The organism is Sphingobacterium paucimobilis HER1398, from assembly GCF_000416985.1.
Taxonomy (GTDB): Bacteria; Bacteroidota; Bacteroidia; order Sphingobacteriales; family Sphingobacteriaceae; genus Sphingobacterium; species Sphingobacterium paucimobilis.
In genome coordinates this window covers 81,709-99,239 of record NZ_ATDL01000001.1, presented here as the reverse complement: position 1 = coordinate 99,239, position 17,531 = coordinate 81,709, and the positions used below count along the sequence as shown (strand labels likewise).

Sequence of the window (17,531 nt, the reverse complement as noted above, 5' to 3'; positions counted from 1 at the left end):
AACTAGAATACAAGATAGAATTATGACAAAAAGCAAATTATTTTTGAGTTTATTACTAGCTGGGGCTGTGGTTGGTACAGCGAGTGCTCAAAGTTTGAAGGATGCTCGGGAAGCAATTGATGCCGAGCAGTACGATAAGGCTAAAGGTATTTTGCAAAATTTGGTCGAGAAGAAGGCTAAAGACGGTGAGAATTACTTTTACCTTGGACAAATCTATTTGATTAACGAAAAGGTCGATTCGGCGGCAATTATTTTTAATAATGGTCTTACAAATGCACCTAAAGAGCAGCTAAACAGTGTTGGTTTAGGTATTGTTGATTTGATGAAGGACAACACATCAGGTGCAGAATCGAAATTTGCAGCAGCTACAGCTTCTTTAGGAAAAAAAGATTATTTGCCACTATACTATATCGGTCGTGCCTATATTGATGCCCCAAAACCAGATTATGCAAAAGCAGTAGATTATTTGACTCAGGCCAAAGCTAAAAATGCTAAAGATGCTATGGTACCTGTGGCTTTAGGTGATGCGTTTCTAGGTTTGAAAGACAATAGCCAAGCATATGTTAGCTATCGCGATGCATTAAATGTAGATCCTAACTTGGTAAAAGCAAGGGTTCAGCAGGCATTAATCACACGACGTGCATTTGCTTTTGACGAAGCTTTGGAGCAATATAATAATATTGCATCAGAATACCCTAACTACGGTCCGGTATATCGCGAAATAGCAGAGACACAGTTGCAAATGGCGAAACGTATGCCTGACAATACCGATGAGGAAAAAGCTGCTTATGAGGCGCAGGTTGCAAAAGCGGTGGATAGTTACAAAAAGTATCTACAAGTTACGGGAGATATGTCACCAGAAGCGAATGTACGCTATGCTGACTTCTTGGTATATGGACAGAAATATGACGAATTAAAGACAGTAGCTGAGAAATTAGCGAATGTACCGGGGGTAGATGCTAAAGTATTCCGTTATTTAGGTTTAATCGCTGTCAATCAGGATAAAGATTATGCAAAAGGTGTTGAATACTTTGAAAAATTATTTGCTGGTGCTGAGGAAAACCGCTTGATTGATATCGATTATCTTTTCTCTGGTCTAGCCTATATCGAATCTGGTAATGTAGAAAAAGGTCTTCCTAATTTACAGAAAGCGTTAGATATGAATCCGGAAATGATGCCGGAGATCGGTTCTGCCGGTATGGTCGCTTTTGGACAGGGAAAATACGACGTAGCCGCAGCGATCTTCAATATCCCTGCACAAAAAACAGGAACAGATTTCTATTACGAGGCAAATTACTTCTTGGGTATGGCTAATTTCCGTGCCGGCGCTGCTAAGAAAGAGAAGGAAGAAGATGCAACCAAAGAATTGAGCGATGCGGTTAAAGCATTTGATATTATTGCAAAATCTAATGACCAAAAAGTATATGATGAGTATTTAGTTCAAGCATTGTATATGACAGGTTTTGCAAATCTACAATTGGATGTTGTTGATACCGAGCACCCTGAGCTATGCAAAGGTTTGTTTGTCCCTGCTTTTGATCAATTGATCAAGGTGTTGAAGGATAAAGAGGCTACTGGTGCAGAATTGACTGAGGATGACAAAATGAAATTGGCAGATGGCTATACAAATGTTGGTTTTTTCCACATTTTGAAGGGCGATAATAAAAAAGCGTTAGAATACATGGAGAATGCTGTTAAGTACAATCCAGCAGACGAAAACGCTCAAGCGTATTTGGAATACTTAAAGAGTTAAATTTCTAGATACAAATAATAAAAAGGGGAACTGTCATTCAGTTCCCCTTTTTATTTGGGGATAAAATTCATATTTTTGTGTATATAACTGAGACTTAAACTTATCATGGAAAATGTACAAATAGAGAATATGCCAGTTGATTATTTGCCTATTCTGATTCAATTAGCAGTAGCTACAGGTTTTGGTGTTCTTACTATTGTTGGAACCCATCTTTTAGGGCCGAAAGTCCGTTCCGAAAAGAAGCTTTCTTCTTTCGAATCTGGAGTGGAAGTTATAGGTAACGCTCGACAACCTTTCTCGATAAAGTATTTTCTTGTAGCTATCTTGTTTGTGATTTTTGATATCGAGGTTATTTTCATGTATCCTTGGGCAGTCAACTTTAGAGAGTTTGGAATACAAGGACTGATAGAGATGTTTATCTTTATGGGAATGCTGCTTTTGGGCTTTATCTATGTGGTCAAAAAGAAAGCACTCGACTGGGGTTAGAACGGTTCTAAATAGCGATCCTAAGTCTCAATACAGGATTAAAAATATTATATTGAGCGAGAAATAAACTACGGAAAGAAGATAAACTAATTATGAGCAAAGTTACCTTAGCCGAAGCGCCTCCGGGTGTAGAAGGAGCTGGATTTTTTGCCACTTCCTTAGATAAAGCCATTGGTTTGGCTCGAGCTAATTCGTTATGGCCTCTGCCTTTTGCGACATCTTGTTGCGGTATAGAATTTATGGCGACCATGGGTTCCACCTATGACTTGGCTCGTTTTGGTGCAGAACGACCTAGTTTCTCTCCTCGTCAAGCAGATATGCTGTTGGTGATGGGCACTATTGCCAAAAAAATGGCCCCAGTACTGAGGCAGGTCTATACCCAGATGGCGGAGCCTCGATGGGTGATTGCTGTCGGTGCTTGTGCTTCTAGCGGAGGAATTTTTGACACTTATTCTGTTTTGCAGGGTATAGACGAGATCATACCTGTAGATGTATATGTGCCCGGTTGTCCTCCTCGCCCAGAAGCTATTTTAGATGGTGTGCTGAAGCTTCAAGAAATTGTTAAAAGCGAGTCCTTAAATCGAAGAAATACTCCAGAGTATAAGGCATTATTAGAGAAGTACGGAATAGAAGCAAACAATGAGTAAGTTGGATAATCAAGTCATAATCGATCGGCTGCAGTCTGTTTTTAACGATAGGGTTCGTTTTTTAGGTGAGCCGCACGGTCTATTGGCCATAGAGACGGAGGCTACTGATATTTTGGAGTTGCTTGCATTCGTGAAGAATGATGAAATGCTTCGGTTAAACTATTTGACCGATATTACAGCTGTCCATTATCCGAATCAAAACAAGCAATATGCAATAGTATATCACCTGCATAATCTTTTTCAGAATATACGCATTCGTATTAAGGTGTTTGTCGGCGGTGAACACCCTACGGTACCTTCGGCTACCTCCCTCTGGAGTGGGGCTAATTGGATGGAGCGTGAGACCTATGATTTCTTTGGGATTCATTTTGAAGGGCATCCAGATTTGAGGCGTATTTTAAACATGGACGATTTAGGGGTTTTCCCCATGCGGAAAGAATATCCGCTAGAAGACCCCAATCGAATAGATAAGAAAGATTTTTATTTTGGCCGTTAACTTCAAGTGTAGATAAGATGAGTAACCGAATAACCAAGATAACCCCAAACAGCCCTGTTTTTTTTGATAATGACCCGCAAGATGAGTTGATAACGCTCAATCTCGGGCCTACACATCCGGCGACACATGGTGTGTTTCAGAATGTATTGCAGATCGATGGGGAACGAATCGTGAGTGGTGTCTCTACGATAGGCTATATACATCGTGCTTTTGAAAAGATAGCGGAGCACCGTCCTTTTTATCAGATTACAACATTGACGGATCGTTTGAACTATTGTTCGTCACCTATCAATAATATGGGGTGGCATATGACCGTCGAGAAGCTGTTGGATATCGAGATCCCTAAACGCGTACAATATATGCGTGTTATCGTCATGGAGCTAGCCCGTATTGCCGACCATATTATCTGTAACGGTATTTTGGGGGTTGATACAGGGGCGTTTTCGGGCTTTTTGTATGTCATGCAGGAGCGGGAATTTATCTATGAGATATTTGAAGAAATATGTGGCGCTCGATTGACTACAAATATTGGACGTATAGGTGGATTTGAACGCGACTTCAATGAAGTAGCCTTTGATAAAATTAGAGAGTTTTTAAAGCGCTACCCTCCAGTTTTGAGTGAGTTTGAAGAGCTGTTTGTGCGCAACCGTATATTTATAGAACGGACTTCGGGGGTGGCAGCGGTCACACCGGAGCAGGCTTTGGACTACTGTTGGTCCGGTCCGATTTTGCGTGCTACCGGTGTAGATTATGATGTACGTGTAACGGCGCCTTACTGTTCGTACGAAGAGTTTGAGTTTGATGTTCCTGTAGGGACAAATGGAGACGTCTATGACCGTTTTATGGTTCGTAACGCGGAGATGTGGCAGTCTATGCGTATTATCCAACAGGCATTGGAAAAAATAGAGAAAGAGCCAAAAGGTATATTTCATGCAGACGTTCCTGATTTTTATCTACCTCCAAAAGAGCAGGTGTATAATAATATGGAAGCGTTGATCTATCACTTCAAAATCGTGATGGGTGAATGGGATACTCCAAAATCTGAAGTATACCATTCGGTAGAAGGGGCGAACGGAGAACTTGGGTTTTATCTGATACACGATGGAGGAAGGACTCCATACCGACTTCATTTCAGAAGGCCTTCGTTTATCAATTATCAGATGTTTGCGCCAATGAGTAGCGGTATGTTGATATCGGATGCGATTATCAATATGAGTAGTTTAAATGTAATAGCGGGAGAATTAGATGCTTAGTATACAAGAGAACCAACCGGTAGAATTTTCTGCGGCACTTTTAGAGCAGTTTGGAGAGATCGTTTCTCGATATCCCGAAGGCCGCCAAAAGGCAGCATTGTTGCCTATCCTTCATCTCGTGCAAGCGGAGTATGGATGGTTGAGTACAGCTAGTATGGATAAGGTGGCAGCTTATCTTCATATCCAGCCCATTGAGGTATATGAGGTTGCTACTTTTTATACAATGTATTTTTTAAGACCTCAGGGCAAATACATGTTGGAAGTGTGTCGGACAGGGCCTTGTTGCCTAGTCGGAGCGGAAAAGATTATGCAGCATATTGAGAATCGTTTGGGAGTGAAAGAAGGGGAAGTTACGACGGATGGCTTGTTTTCTTGGCGTGGCGTGGAGTGTATGGCTGCCTGCGGTTATGGACCGGTACTGCAGATAGGACCGGAATATACCTTTTACGAGAATTTAACAGAAGAGAGTGTCGATGAGTTGATCGATGCTTTACGAAATAAGGCTAAACAGCAAGCTTAAAACATATGGGACGTAAATTATTATTAGAGCATATCAATGAGCCAGGTATTCAAACTTTTGACGTCTATCGCCAAAAAGGGGGATACCGTGCTGTAGAAAAAGCATTAAAAAACATGTCTCCTGACGATGTCGTAGAGGAAGTTAAGAAATCTGGATTACGTGGACGTGGCGGCGCTGGGTTCCCTACGGGGATGAAGTGGAGTTTCTTGGCAAAACCAGAAGGTGTTTCTCGGTACTTGGTGTGCAATGGGGACGAATCGGAACCAGGAACTTTCAAGGATAGATATTTGATGACGCATATCCCCCACGCATTAATTGAGGGAATGATTGTCTCGAGTTATGCGCTAGGTGCCAATACGTCGTATATCTATGTGCGGGGGGAGATGATGCCGCAGATTCGAATTTTAGAACGTGCCATAGCCGAGACGAAAGCTGCAGGACTTTTAGGTAAGAATATACTCGGTACAGGCTATGACTTAGAAATCTATGTACAGCCGGGTGGTGGGGCTTATATATGTGGAGAAGAGACGGCTCTTTTGGAGTCGTTGGAAGGTAAGCGTGGTAATCCACGTATTAAACCGCCATTTCCGGCAGTTGCTGGCCTCTGGGGGTGTCCTACGGTTGTAAATAATGTTGAGTCTATTGCCTCTGTTGTACCGATCATAAATGATGGAGGCGAAGAGTATGCAAAGATTGGTATAGAACGCAGTACAGGAACGAAACTGATCTCCGCGGGGGGAAATGTGAAAAATCCTGGAGTGTATGAGATTGAGTTGGGTGTACCTGTCGAGGAGTTTATTTACTCGGATGAGTACTGTGGAGGTATCGCCAATGGAAAACGGTTAAAGGCTTTGGTCGCTGGAGGATCTTCCGTCCCGATCCTGCCTGCTAACCTGATCTGTAAGACGATCAACGGTGATGCCCGTTTAATGACGTATGAGTCTTTAGCGGACGGTGGATTCCAAACGGGTACGATGATGGGATCGGGTGGTTTCATTGTATTTGATGAGGATCAATGTATTGTCCGCAATACCTGGAACTTTACGCGCTTCTATCATCACGAAAGCTGTGGACAATGTTCGCCTTGTCGTGAGGGGACAGGATGGATGGAGAAAGTGCTGTATAAAATCGAGCACGGACAAGGCACTATTGCGGATATTGACTTGTTGTGGGATATCCAACGCAAAATAGAAGGGAATACTATTTGCCCGCTAGGTGATGCTGCGGCATGGCCTGTTGCTGCGGCAATTCGGCACTTTAGGGATGAATTCGAATGGCATGTACTTCATTCGGGAGAGTCACAATCGCGGAATTATGGATTGGCACACTATGCGGATCCTATAAAACCTGTAATGCAGTAAAGGGATTATTATCTAGTAGAAAGCAGAAACGATGGCTGAAGAAGTTGTAAAATTTAAAGTAACGATCGATGGTATACCTGTAGAGGTAGATCCTGGGACTACTATTCTAAATGCAGCACGTCAGATCGGTGGAGATATTGTTCCACCCGCGATGTGCTACTATTCTAAGTTGGAAGGAACTGGGGGTAAGTGCCGTACTTGTCTGGTCAAAGTGTCTAAGGGTTCTGAGAAGGATCCGCGTCCTATGCCTAAGCTCGTAGCATCTTGTCGTACGACTGTCATGGATGGCATGGAGGTACAGAATATCACGTCTCCCGATGTTGTTGAAGCTCGAAAAGGAGTTGTGGAGATGCTCTTGATCAATCACCCTTTGGACTGTCCGGTATGTGACCAGGCTGGAGAGTGTAAATTACAGGATCTGGGGTATGAGCATGGTAATGAGGGAACACGTTACGAATTTGAGCGCCGTACATTTGAACGTATTGATATTGGCGATAAGATACAGTTACATATGAATCGTTGTATTCTATGTTACCGTTGTGTATACGTGGCCAACCAACTGACAGAGGAACGGGAGCATGGTGTGTTGAATAGAGGTGATCATTCAGAGATTTCGACTTTTATAGAAAAGGCATTGGATCACGATTTTGTGGGTAATGTTATCGACGTATGTCCTGTGGGAGCTTTGACGGATAAGACGTTTCGTTTTAAAAATCGTGTATGGTTTACAAAACCTGTCGATGCTCATCGGAATTGTCCTACTTGTGCTGGCAAAGTGACTCTTTGGTACAAAGGGGATGAGGTATTACGGGTTACGGGCAGAAAAGATGAATATGGAGAAGTAGAAGACTTTATCTGTAATACTTGCCGTTTTGAAACCAAACATACTTCGGACTGGACGCTAGAAGAGCCTACGCCGATAGACCACGAGTCGGTGATTGGAGCCAATCATTACTTGGCATTCAACCCACCATCGGTGATTCATGAAAATAAAAAATTGCAGTTAGCCAATGAAGAACAGTTGGCTAGAACAGAACGGTTAAAGTAAATCAGCGATGGAAGTAGCTTTTATTTTAGAAAAATTGATTTTAGTAGTAATTGTGTTTACCATTACATTGGTGATCGCGATGTATTCTACTCTCGCGGAACGTAAGATTGCTGGTTTTATGCAAGATCGACACGGTCCGGACAGAGCTGGTATTTTTGGCCTGTTGCAGCCTTTGTGCGATGGCGGTAAGTTTTTCTTTAAAGAAGAAATCATCCCGTCAGGTGCACACAAACCTCTTTTTATTCTAGGGCCGGTGATCGCTATTATCACCGCGTGTATCAGTTCGGCTGTCATCCCTTGGGGACAGGACCTGACTATTAATGGAAAGGTAATCTCTTTACAGGTCGCTTCAGGAATCAACATCGGTGTGCTTTATATGTTTGGTGTGATTGCGTTGGGCGTGTATGGCATCATGCTTGGTGGTTGGGCCTCCAATAACAAATTCTCTTTGATGGGTGCTATTCGTGCTGCTTCTCAGAGTATCAGTTATGAGATTGGAATGGGATTGTCTCTGATTGCTTTATTGATGGTGACGGGTACACTGCAATTGGAGGATATCGTAGCGCAACAATCGGGCTTCGTGAATTGGAACATATGGGTGCAACCTCTGGGCTTCCTGATTTTTATTACTTGTGCATTTGCGGAGTGTAACCGGGTGCCATTTGATTTGCCTGAATGTGAAACAGAGCTGGTGGGCGGATACCATACCGAATATTCATCGATGAAGCTGGGACTTTATATGTTCTCGGAGTATATCAATATGTTTGTGTCCTCGGCGTTGATGGCTGCATTGTATTTTGGTGGTTATAATTTTCCATTTATGTATGAACTTGGTCTGTCTGAAAATTGGATTACTATTATTGGTGTAATCGTTTTCTTTTTAAAAATATTCGGTTTTATATTTTTCTTCATGTGGATACGTTGGACATTACCACGTTTCCGCTATGATCAATTGATGAACCTTGGGTGGAAAGTCCTTATTCCTTTAGCTATAGCGAATATTGTACTGACCGGAGTAATTACATTAGTCAAGGATACTTATTTTTAGGAAGAGTTATCAGGTGAACGAGTTATCAAGTTAATAGGATAACAAGTTAACACGATAACTTGATAACAAAACAACAGTTATGCAATCATTAAGCAATAGAAAGAAGGTAATTGAGCAGAAGCCAATGAATATATGGGAACGCATGTATTTGCCGGCTATTGCCAAGGGGCTATCTATTACCCTTAAACATTTTTTTAGGAAGATACCAACGATTAAATACCCGGAGGAAATACGTCCTTATTCTAAAAATTTCAGAGGACAGCATTCTTTAAAACGTGATGAGCAGGGCCGTGAACGCTGTACCGCTTGTGGGCTTTGTGCACTATCCTGTCCTGCTGAGGCTATTACCATGACTGCGGCTGAGCGCCAGAAGGGCGAAGAGCATTTGTATCGTGAAGAAAAATATGCTTCTGTTTATGAAATCAATATGCTGCGTTGTATTTTTTGTGGGCTTTGTGAAGAAGCCTGTCCTAAAGAAGCGATATACTTGGATGGTCCCCATGTGACGGCGGAGTATTTACGACGGGATTTTATATATGGTAAAGATAAATTGGTGGAATCCAAATTTGATATTACGAAACTAAACAGAGAAAACGTTTAAGCAAATGACTATATTCTATTTTGTTGCCTTTTTGTCTATTTTCTTTGCGCTGATGACGATCTTCACAAAGAATCCTGTACATAGCGTACTATATTTGGTTGTCACTTTTTTCACCTTTACGGTACACTATATTTTGTTAAATGCACAGTTTCTAGCTGTTGTCAACTTCATTGTCTATATGGGGGCGATTATGGTTTTGTTTTTATTTGTCTTGATGCTGCTCAATCTCAATAAAGATATAGAACCTATGAAGTCCAACGTAGTAAAGGTTATGGGGGCTGTTGCAGGGATGTGTATGCTGGCGACGTTTTTGGGAGCCTTTAAGGTGCTCGAGAGCAGTAATGAATTTGTAACAGGAAATACGGATGTGGGGCTTGTGAAGAATCTGGGCAAGGTTTTATTTGATGAGTTCCTCTTGCCGTTTGAGCTATCCTCCATATTGTTGTTAACAGCGATGGTCGGAGCTATATTGTTGGCTAAAAAAGAAACGAAAGAAGCATAATGGATAATCTTATTCAAAATATACAAGGGATACCATTGAATCATTATTTGATTTTTTGCAGTGTCATTTTTGCAATTGGTGTTATTGGTGTGTTGATTCGTCGTAATGTTATTATCATTATGATGTCGATTGAACTGATGCTCAATTCGGTTAATTTATTGCTGGCTGCATTTTCTGCCTACCGTGGAGATGCCAGTGGGCAGGTGTTCGTATTCTTCATCATGGCCTTGGCAGCAGCAGAAGTAGCTGTAGGGCTAGCTATTGTTATCATGGTGTACCGGAATACGAAATCAGTAGATATAGAGTCGTTGAGTAAATTACGTTGGTAAAAATTAAGTAGAACTAGTTATATGATCGAACTAATTTGGTTGATACCTTTACTACCCCTAATTGGATTTGTAGTCAATGGAATGGGGCGGAACTTTCTCCCTAAGCGTGCTATTGGAATATTTGGCAGTGGTGTGGTATTGGTGTCCTTTATATTGAGCTGTATGGTATTTGGTGACGTCTTGGCTGCTCGGAATGCAGGACAAGAGTCCGCTTTTGCATATAATTTATTTGATTGGATTCGCGTTGGAAGCCTAGATATTAGTTTTTCTTTCTTGGTTGATCCGTTGAGCGCATTAATGTTGCTTATTATTACGGGTATAGGTTTTTTAATCCATCTATACTCGATAGGTTATATGAGTCACGATGCAGGTTTTGGTAAATTCTTTGCTTACTTGAATCTGTTTATTTTCTTTATGTTGCTCTTGGTGCTAGGTTCTAACTATCTGATAATGTTTATTGGATGGGAAGGCGTGGGGTTGTGTTCTTATCTACTCATAGGTTTCTGGTATAAAAACTCAAGTTATGCAAGCGCTGCTAAGAAGGCTTTTGTGATGAACAGGATTGGGGACTTGGGTTTCCTTATTGCTGTTTTTGCAATCATTGCTACATTTGGATCCCTGGAGTTTGATGCTATTTTTCAGCAAGCGTCCAGTTTTCCGATAGGTGACTCTACACTCCTGTTGATTACCTTATTATTATTTGTTGCTGCGACTGGTAAGTCGGCACAGATTCCTTTGTTTACTTGGTTGCCAGACGCGATGGCGGGACCGACTCCAGTTTCGGCGCTGATCCATGCGGCAACTATGGTCACTGCAGGTATCTATATGATTGTGCGGTCGAATATTCTGTTTACGCTATCACCTGTTACGATGCAAATCATTGCTGCGATCGGTGTGTGTACAGCACTAGTAGCTGCTTTTATTGCTATTACGCAGAATGATATTAAGAAAGTATTAGCGTATTCAACTGTTTCTCAGCTTGGTTATATGTTTTTGGGATTGGGTGTTGGTGCATTTACGGACGCTTTTTTCCATGTATTGACCCATGCTTTCTTTAAAGCTTTGCTTTTCCTAGGCGCGGGATCGGTCATTCATGCGATGAGTGATGAGCAGGATATGCGTCAGATGGGAGGTCTTAAAAAGAATCTGCCTATAACCTACTTTACGATGCTGATAGGAACTATAGCTATTGCGGGAATTCCTCCTTTATCTGGATTTTTCTCTAAGGATGAAATCTTGGCCCATGCATTTGTTTCCAATCCTTTATTGTGGGGACTGGGCTTCTTAGGAGCGCTATTCACTGCTTTTTATATGTTTCGGTTGTTGTACCTTACATTCTTCGGTGAGTTTAGGGGGACTGAACATCAAAAAGGTCATCTGCATGAATCTCCTGTGACGATGTTACTGCCTCTTGTGGTGTTGGCGATTCTTGCGGGAGGTGGCGGGATGCTCAATATACCTGAAGCACTCGGAGGGGGCAATTGGCTTGCGAATTTCCTGAGCCCAATATTTGCTTATAGCAATAGTCGTGTAGAAGCGGTTCATATTGATCATAATACGGAGTATATTTTGATGGGGGCCTCAGCCCTAGCGGCGTTGGTTATGGCCATTATAGCTTATTCAACTTATGTCAAGAAAAAGAGAATTCCTGGAGCCGATGGCCAAGAACAGGGGTTCTTATATAAGCTTTCTTATAATAAGCTTTATGTAGATGAGCTATATGATATCTTATTCGTCCGTCCGTTAAATGCGCTTTCTAAATTTTTGTACCGTATTGTCGACAAAGCAGGAATAGATGGTTTTGTAAATGGTGTTGGAAGTTTCTTTATGTCTTCCGGCCGAGGAATCCGTCAACTGCAGACTGGACATGTTGGTTTTTATATTTTTATGATGGTCATTGGGGTTATTGCTATCCTTTTGTACGGTTTTTTGAATGTATAGCTATTTGTAATCGAAGTAATCCATGAATAACCTATTTATACTGTTGTTACTCCCGCTTGTAAGTGCTTTAGTTTTAGCATTTGTGAAGTCTTCGACTTCTGCCAAGTGGGCCGCTTTGAGCTTGTCGGTGTTGCAGTTTGCACTGACGATTCCTTTTCTATGTCAATTTGTACCCGATGCCACTATTCAGTTTGAGCAATCATTTGATTGGATAAAGAGTTTAGGGATTCGCTTCCATATCGGATTGGATGGTATTAGCCTTCCTTTGCTCCTGTTGACTAATGGATTGATCCCTTTAATTGTTCTTTCTACCTTTAGTAAGACTCTAAAGGGAAATTTTTATGCCTTGGTATCTTTCATGCAGGCAGGGCTGATTTTGGTTTTCGTAGCACTGGATGCTTTTTCTTTCTACGTAGGATGGGAAGTTGCCTTGATTCCAATCTATTTTATTTGTGCACTTTGGGGAGAAGGGGATCGTATTCGTGTTAATCTGAAGTTCTTTATCTATACGTTCTTTGGTTCTTTATTGATGCTGATTGCTATTTTATATCTTTATCAGCAAACAGCGACTAAAGATTTCGAATGGCAGTCTTTTGCTTCATTGACGCTTCAGGACGGTACGCAACGTTGGATCTTCTGGGCTTTCTTTATCGCTTTTGCGGTTAAGATTCCTATTTTTCCTTTTCATACCTGGCAACCGGATACGTATACAAATGCTCCTACAGCAGGCACGATGCTGCTTGCAGGTATAATGCTTAAGATGGGAACGTATGGCTTGATTCGTTGGTTGATTCCGATTGCTCCACTAGGGGTAGTTGCTTATGGACAACTTGCACTGATTTTATGTATCATAGGTATTGTTTACGCTTCCATTATTGCATTTAAGCAACAGGATGCTAAGCGACTTGTGGCTTATTCATCGATTGCTCACGTTGGTTTAATCGGTGCTGGTATTTTTGCTTGGAACCAAGAAGGTATGCAGGGCGCAATGATGCAGATGGTAAACCATGGTATCAGTGTTGTCGGTTTGTTTTTCGTGTTGGATATTATTGCTCAGCGGACAGGTACCCGTAGCTTAAGTGAGCTCGGAGGTCTTGCACAACGTATGCCTAAGCTAGCTGTTTTCTTCTTGCTTATTATTATGGGTGCGGTGGGATTGCCGTTGACCAATGGTTTTATTGGGGAGTTCTTATTGCTTAAAGGTATTTACGGCGTAGGCATATTCTATGCTGTCTTTGGTGGATTGACACTGATTTTTGGAGCGGTATATATGTTGCGGTTATTTCAGCGAACGATGTTGGGTGCAGGTTCTCCTGCACAGGATGCTGTTTTAGATATCAAAGGTCATGAGGTTGTTTTGTTGTTGGTTGTCGCGGCGTTTGTATTGTACTTAGGAGTGTTCCCAAATGGGTTGTTGCATTTATCGGAGGCGTCGGTGGCGCAACTGTTACAGCAGGTTAAATTTTAAAGCAAGTATAAGTTAATATATTATGGGTGCGATTATTACGCTTTCGTTATTAGGGATTTTAGTATTGTATTTGGGATTGTTCAAAGCAAAGTCTGCTTTGCTGCCCGTTACACTTATCGGCTTGTTGATTGCCTTAGGTTTTGAGCTCGCGCTTTGGAATGGAGATGCTCAACCTTTGTATAATGGGATGGTAATATTTGACAATTTTGCGCTTGCTTTTTCTATATTGTGTATTGTTACTACAGGATTGATATTGTTGCTATCTAAAGCTTATTTTAGTTCTATTAGTAATAATGTAGCGGAGTATTATTGCTTGATTCTGTTCTCATTAACAGGAGCGCTCATGGTCAGTTCCTACCATAACTTTGCGATGCTGTTTATTGGTATTGAGGTGATGTCGGTGGCTTTGTATATTTTGGTAGGTATTAGAAAGACGGACTTTGGTTCGAATGAGGCATCGCTTAAATACTTCCTTATGGGGGCATTTTCTACCGGATTTTTGTTGTTTGGGATTACGCTGCTCTATGGTGCTACTGGGACCTTCGATATCACAGGCGTGCGTCAATATTTGATTGATAATCCGCAGCAGATATCCCCTTATTTTTATGGGGGTGTTTTATTGCTATTAATAGGATTGTGTTTTAAAGTCGGTGCTGCTCCATTTCATTTTTGGACGCCAGACGTTTATGAGGGAGCTCCGATACTGATTACAAGCTATATGAGTACCGTGGTAAAGGTCGCTTCGTTTGCGGGTTTCTTGCGTTTATTTAGTTATGTGTTTGTTCCATTACACGACTTTTGGACTCCTGTTCTTCTGGTGGTGATTATTATTACATTGTTCATCGGTAACATTACAGCAATGATGCAGGCAAGCTTCAAGCGGATGCTGGCTTACTCTAGTATTTCGCATGCAGGCTATATGTTGTTTGCAATTGTGGCTTTAGGAGCTACATCAACGGCTAGCATTTTTACTTACGCTATCGCTTATTCGCTATCTTCTGTGGCTGCATTTGCAGGTCTTATTTTGGTAAAGCGTGCCAAAGGGTCAGATCAATTTATCGCATTTAATGGTTTGGGAAAAACAAATCCGTTTTTAGCCTTTGTGATTACGATAGCAATGCTGTCTTTAGCGGGAATCCCGTTGACTGCAGGTTTTATCGGTAAATTTATGATGTTTAATACAGCGATGCAGGATTATCACATTATTCTGCTCCTTTTGGCGGTGGTGAATGCGGCTATTGGCGTATATTATTATCTGCGTGTAGTGGTGCATATGTATTTTAAATCAGCAGAAGAAGAAGGTACTGTCGTTTTACCATGGACCTTTAAAGTTGTTTTAGCAACGACGATGCTACTCACGCTGATAATCGGTATTTATCCCGATTGTATTATTCGACTGTTATAATTGTTTTATAAATTCATGATGAAAGCCCTTTTTTAAGGGCTTTCTGTTTTTTTAAGGCTATGGTGACCATAAGAACTATGTTTTTTATGGTAATGTGTTTTGAACTTTGGCCACAAGTTGTATCTTTATAAAGGGTCATAGTTGATTATGAGAAGATTAATTGTGCTATTGAGCAGACATGTTGCACTTTGTATCGTTATGCTATTGTCGATCGACTCGATGGTAGCACAGACCTCTTTACAGGGGGAAGTTCGGGATGCGGTGAGTAAACGACCTATTGTTGGAGCGAGTATCAAATGTGTAGCGCATCCTGAGGGTACTTCAACAAATCATCGTGGTAGTTTTCATATTCGGGTAGACTCCTCTGTTACAGAGATTACAGTCTCTGCGCTGGGCTATCAAAATAGACGTATTGCTCTGCTCGAAGGGGACAGCGCGCTGATGGTGTATCTTGAAAAGGAGGACCAGTTGATTGAGACTGTAGATATCGTTAAGAAAGGACGATATAAAAATCGTAATCCAGCGACAGAGCTTATCGATTTAGTAATAACGCATAAACGTAAAAATAGGCTCGCTCAGAAAGACAGTCTTTACTTTCAACAATACGACAAAATCAAATTTGGGATGGTGGATCCTAAGCCAGGATTTAAAACCAAGCTCGGGGATATGAGTTTCTTCTTTAAAGATGTAGATACAGCCTCGTTAAAGGGACATGAACTGTTGACACTCTACCTGCAGGAGGATATATCGGACAATTATGTGAGGCAACAGCCGAGTCGTACCAAACGAATCATTCGCAATCAGCACAAGACAGAGTTTGATTCCCGTTATGTGAATAATCCAAATATAAGTTCTTATCTCAATTATCTTTTTCAGCCTGTCGATATATATGATGAGAGTATCTTTTTCCTCAACAAGCTGTTCTTGAGCCCTATTGCGGATAATGCGAAGATGTATTATAAATACTTTGTTGTAGACACGTTAAAAACGGAAAGGGATGTTTTTGTCCGGTTGCGTTTCGAACCTCGAAACAGTAGCGATTTGCTGTTTCATGGTCAACTTGTCATTTCTATGGATGGACGTTATGCAGTGAAAAATGTAGAACTGAAGGTTGACAAAAAGGCGAATATATCTTGGGTGAATGATTTTAATATTTCGCTTTCTTATTTTAAGAATGCCGAAGGGATAATGTTGCAGGATACTTCGCGTGTTTTTGTTGTGTTTGGTCGAGGAAAGGTGGATGCGCTTTTTGGCGAACGAAGTAGTGTGCAATATCGCTATGATACGCAACGGGTGATTCCTGATACTGTGTTTAACGGTTCGCCAATCGAGGTCCGTTTGTCTACAGGCGAAGACATTCGGGATAGACGACCTGTTGCACTGAATGCACATGAACAGCGAACCTATACGAACATTGATAGCCTTAACGATTTAAAATCGTTTAAATCATTACTGGCTGTGGGCTATCTTTTGGCTCAGGGGTACTTTCCTGTAGGCAAAATTGAATTTGGCCCATTGGAATATTTGTATCACATGAATGAGATGGAAGGTCAGCGATTACGGCTGGGAGGACGTACTACTGCGGCTCTATCCGATAAGGTGTATATGGAGGGCTATCTTGCCTATGGTTTTCGGGACGAACGTTTTAAGTACTATTTGCGTACAGCTATGGCTTTGAACGGGAAGTCTGTAGCTACCTTTCCTGCTCATTATCTGGAGGCATCCACTCAGTACGATATTTTTGAGCCAGGAAAAGCAATTGGATACCTCAAAGGGGATAGTTTCTTTCGAAGTTTTGTTTCCAATAAGCCTACGAAGTGGTTGGAGACGGAGGCTTATAAGTTGGGACACGTGTACGAGTTTGGAAACCATGTCAGTGTGGCTACGAACATTACGCACCAGCGACGGCGAGCAATCGGTGACTTACGGTTCCCTTTGACTGTTGACAGTACACAGTCCTTAGCGCAGATTAATACCAGTGATATAGAAGTCACCTTAAGATGGGCTCCTTTCGAAAAGTTTTATTACAGAAACCTACAGCGAAGGACTATTATAGAAAGTTATCCTGTATTTAGTTTGCAGTATAATAAAGGAATCAAAGGATTTATTGGAGCTGGATATGATTATGATGCGTTACGCTTATCTGTCTCTAAGCGTTTCTTTATGAATCAGCTTGGTTTTGGGGATGTGACGATGACTGCTGGCAAGATCTGGGGTGTATTGCCTTACCCTTTATTGGAGATGCCCAATATCCAGGAGACAAGGGATCGGCACACTATTTCGTATGATATGACCAATTCTATGGAATTTGTGGCTGACCAATTTTTAAAGATTTCTTATGATCATGAGTTGAATGGGTACATCCTTAATAAATTACCATTGCTTAAAAAGCTGCGGTTCCGAGAAATCTTTGGAGCGCGTATGTTTTACGGGCAATTATCGAAAGATAATAATCCCTACACAGGTGATGGTGTGGTTTATTTTGATACTCATAAGAAAGGGCATACAATGACACATGTGCTGGGTAAGAATCCGTACTGGGAAGGGTATGTGGGCTTGGACAATATTTTAAGTATATTTCGGGTGCAGTATTACTACCGTTTTAATTACCGCGAACACCCTAGCATAAGTAAAGAAAGATTTAAATTATCCTTAAACTTTGATTTTTAGAAT

16 protein-coding genes are annotated in these 17,531 nt (G+C 41.4%); all 16 read left to right on the top strand.

Annotated elements, in window-relative coordinates; translation table 11 throughout:
- Positions 1-43: 43 nt before the first annotated feature.
- Positions 44-1,753 carry a tetratricopeptide repeat protein gene (locus M472_RS23745; RefSeq protein ID WP_235049473.1) on the top strand — a complete coding sequence of 570 codons (1,710 nt, stop codon included), beginning with the start codon at positions 44-46 and terminating at the stop codon, positions 1,751-1,753.
- A gap of 105 nt (positions 1,754-1,858) precedes the next feature.
- Positions 1,859-2,239 carry an NADH-quinone oxidoreductase subunit A gene (locus M472_RS23740; RefSeq protein WP_021068294.1) on the top strand — a complete coding sequence of 127 codons (381 nt, stop codon included), beginning with the start codon at positions 1,859-1,861 and terminating at the stop codon, positions 2,237-2,239.
- Between the two features lie 92 nt (positions 2,240-2,331).
- Positions 2,332-2,886, top strand: a complete 555-nt coding sequence (locus M472_RS23735) for an NADH-quinone oxidoreductase subunit B (protein ID WP_021068293.1) — start codon at positions 2,332-2,334, stop codon at positions 2,884-2,886.
- Positions 2,879-3,382 (top strand): NADH-quinone oxidoreductase subunit C, encoded by a 504-nt coding sequence (locus M472_RS23730; protein WP_021068292.1) that lies wholly within the window; start codon positions 2,879-2,881, stop codon positions 3,380-3,382. The genes M472_RS23735 and M472_RS23730 overlap by 8 nt, the downstream gene beginning before the upstream one ends.
- 17 nt (positions 3,383-3,399) lie before the next feature.
- Entirely contained in the window at positions 3,400-4,635 is a 1,236-nt protein-coding gene (locus M472_RS23725; protein WP_021068291.1) for an NADH-quinone oxidoreductase subunit D, read from the top strand.
- Positions 4,628-5,155, top strand: coding sequence for an NADH-quinone oxidoreductase subunit NuoE family protein (locus M472_RS23720; RefSeq protein WP_021068290.1), 528 nt, complete (start codon positions 4,628-4,630; stop codon positions 5,153-5,155). The genes M472_RS23725 and M472_RS23720 overlap by 8 nt, the downstream gene beginning before the upstream one ends.
- Before the next feature lie 5 nt (positions 5,156-5,160).
- Positions 5,161-6,516 carry an NADH-quinone oxidoreductase subunit NuoF gene (gene nuoF, locus M472_RS23715; protein WP_021068289.1) on the top strand — a complete coding sequence of 452 codons (1,356 nt, stop codon included), beginning with the start codon at positions 5,161-5,163 and terminating at the stop codon, positions 6,514-6,516.
- A 31-nt stretch (positions 6,517-6,547) separates the two neighbouring features.
- A complete protein-coding gene (locus tag M472_RS23710; protein ID WP_021068288.1) occupies positions 6,548-7,564 on the top strand; it encodes a 2Fe-2S iron-sulfur cluster-binding protein in 1,017 nt (338 codons plus the stop codon).
- 7 nt (positions 7,565-7,571) lie between these two features.
- Complete coding sequence (gene nuoH / locus M472_RS23705) at positions 7,572-8,612, top strand: NADH-quinone oxidoreductase subunit NuoH (RefSeq protein WP_021068287.1); 1,041 nt, start codon at positions 7,572-7,574, stop codon at positions 8,610-8,612.
- A gap of 79 nt (positions 8,613-8,691) precedes the next feature.
- Entirely contained in the window at positions 8,692-9,213 is a 522-nt protein-coding gene (locus M472_RS23700; RefSeq protein WP_021068286.1) for a NuoI/complex I 23 kDa subunit family protein, read from the top strand.
- Positions 9,214-9,217: 4 nt separating this feature from the next.
- A complete protein-coding gene (locus M472_RS23695; protein WP_021068285.1) occupies positions 9,218-9,715 on the top strand; it encodes an NADH-quinone oxidoreductase subunit J family protein in 498 nt (165 codons plus the stop codon).
- Positions 9,715-10,044 (top strand): NADH-quinone oxidoreductase subunit NuoK, encoded by a 330-nt coding sequence (gene nuoK, locus M472_RS23690; protein WP_021068284.1) that lies wholly within the window; start codon positions 9,715-9,717, stop codon positions 10,042-10,044. The genes M472_RS23695 and nuoK overlap by 1 nt, the downstream gene beginning before the upstream one ends.
- A gap of 21 nt (positions 10,045-10,065) precedes the next feature.
- Complete coding sequence (gene nuoL / locus M472_RS23685) at positions 10,066-11,985, top strand: NADH-quinone oxidoreductase subunit L (protein ID WP_022829229.1); 1,920 nt, start codon at positions 10,066-10,068, stop codon at positions 11,983-11,985.
- 22 nt (positions 11,986-12,007) lie between these two features.
- Positions 12,008-13,453, top strand: coding sequence for a complex I subunit 4 family protein (locus tag M472_RS23680; protein ID WP_021068282.1), 1,446 nt, complete (start codon positions 12,008-12,010; stop codon positions 13,451-13,453).
- A gap of 22 nt (positions 13,454-13,475) precedes the next feature.
- Positions 13,476-14,858, top strand: a complete 1,383-nt coding sequence (locus tag M472_RS23675) for an NADH-quinone oxidoreductase subunit N (protein ID WP_021068281.1) — start codon at positions 13,476-13,478, stop codon at positions 14,856-14,858.
- Positions 14,859-15,005: 147 nt separating this feature from the next.
- Positions 15,006-17,528 carry a DUF5686 family protein gene (locus tag M472_RS23670; protein ID WP_022829228.1) on the top strand — a complete coding sequence of 841 codons (2,523 nt, stop codon included), beginning with the start codon at positions 15,006-15,008 and terminating at the stop codon, positions 17,526-17,528.
- Positions 17,529-17,531 lie beyond the last annotated feature (3 nt).

Excerpts from the sequence above, each read along its gene's own strand:
- M472_RS23735 (WP_021068293.1), top strand. The coding sequence starts at position 2,332 with ATGAGCAAAGTTACCTTAGCCGAAGCGCCTCCGGGTGTAGAAGGAGCT.
- M472_RS23700 (WP_021068286.1), top strand. The coding sequence starts at position 8,692 with ATGCAATCATTAAGCAATAGAAAGAAGGTAATTGAGCAGAAGCCAATG.
- M472_RS23725 (WP_021068291.1), top strand. The coding sequence starts at position 3,400 with ATGAGTAACCGAATAACCAAGATAACCCCAAACAGCCCTGTTTTTTTT.
- M472_RS23675 (WP_021068281.1), top strand. The coding sequence starts at position 13,476 with ATGGGTGCGATTATTACGCTTTCGTTATTAGGGATTTTAGTATTGTAT.
- M472_RS23680 (WP_021068282.1), top strand. The coding sequence starts at position 12,008 with ATGAATAACCTATTTATACTGTTGTTACTCCCGCTTGTAAGTGCTTTA.
- M472_RS23720 (WP_021068290.1), top strand. The coding sequence starts at position 4,628 with ATGCTTAGTATACAAGAGAACCAACCGGTAGAATTTTCTGCGGCACTT.
- M472_RS23740 (WP_021068294.1), top strand. The coding sequence starts at position 1,859 with ATGGAAAATGTACAAATAGAGAATATGCCAGTTGATTATTTGCCTATT.
- nuoK (WP_021068284.1), top strand. The coding sequence starts at position 9,715 with ATGGATAATCTTATTCAAAATATACAAGGGATACCATTGAATCATTAT.
- nuoF (WP_021068289.1), top strand. The coding sequence starts at position 5,161 with ATGGGACGTAAATTATTATTAGAGCATATCAATGAGCCAGGTATTCAA.
- M472_RS23670 (WP_022829228.1), top strand. The coding sequence starts at position 15,006 with ATGAGAAGATTAATTGTGCTATTGAGCAGACATGTTGCACTTTGTATC.
- nuoL (WP_022829229.1), top strand. The coding sequence starts at position 10,066 with ATGATCGAACTAATTTGGTTGATACCTTTACTACCCCTAATTGGATTT.
- M472_RS23695 (WP_021068285.1), top strand. The coding sequence starts at position 9,218 with ATGACTATATTCTATTTTGTTGCCTTTTTGTCTATTTTCTTTGCGCTG.
- nuoH (WP_021068287.1), top strand. The coding sequence starts at position 7,572 with ATGGAAGTAGCTTTTATTTTAGAAAAATTGATTTTAGTAGTAATTGTG.
- M472_RS23710 (WP_021068288.1), top strand. The coding sequence starts at position 6,548 with ATGGCTGAAGAAGTTGTAAAATTTAAAGTAACGATCGATGGTATACCT.
- M472_RS23730 (WP_021068292.1), top strand. The coding sequence starts at position 2,879 with ATGAGTAAGTTGGATAATCAAGTCATAATCGATCGGCTGCAGTCTGTT.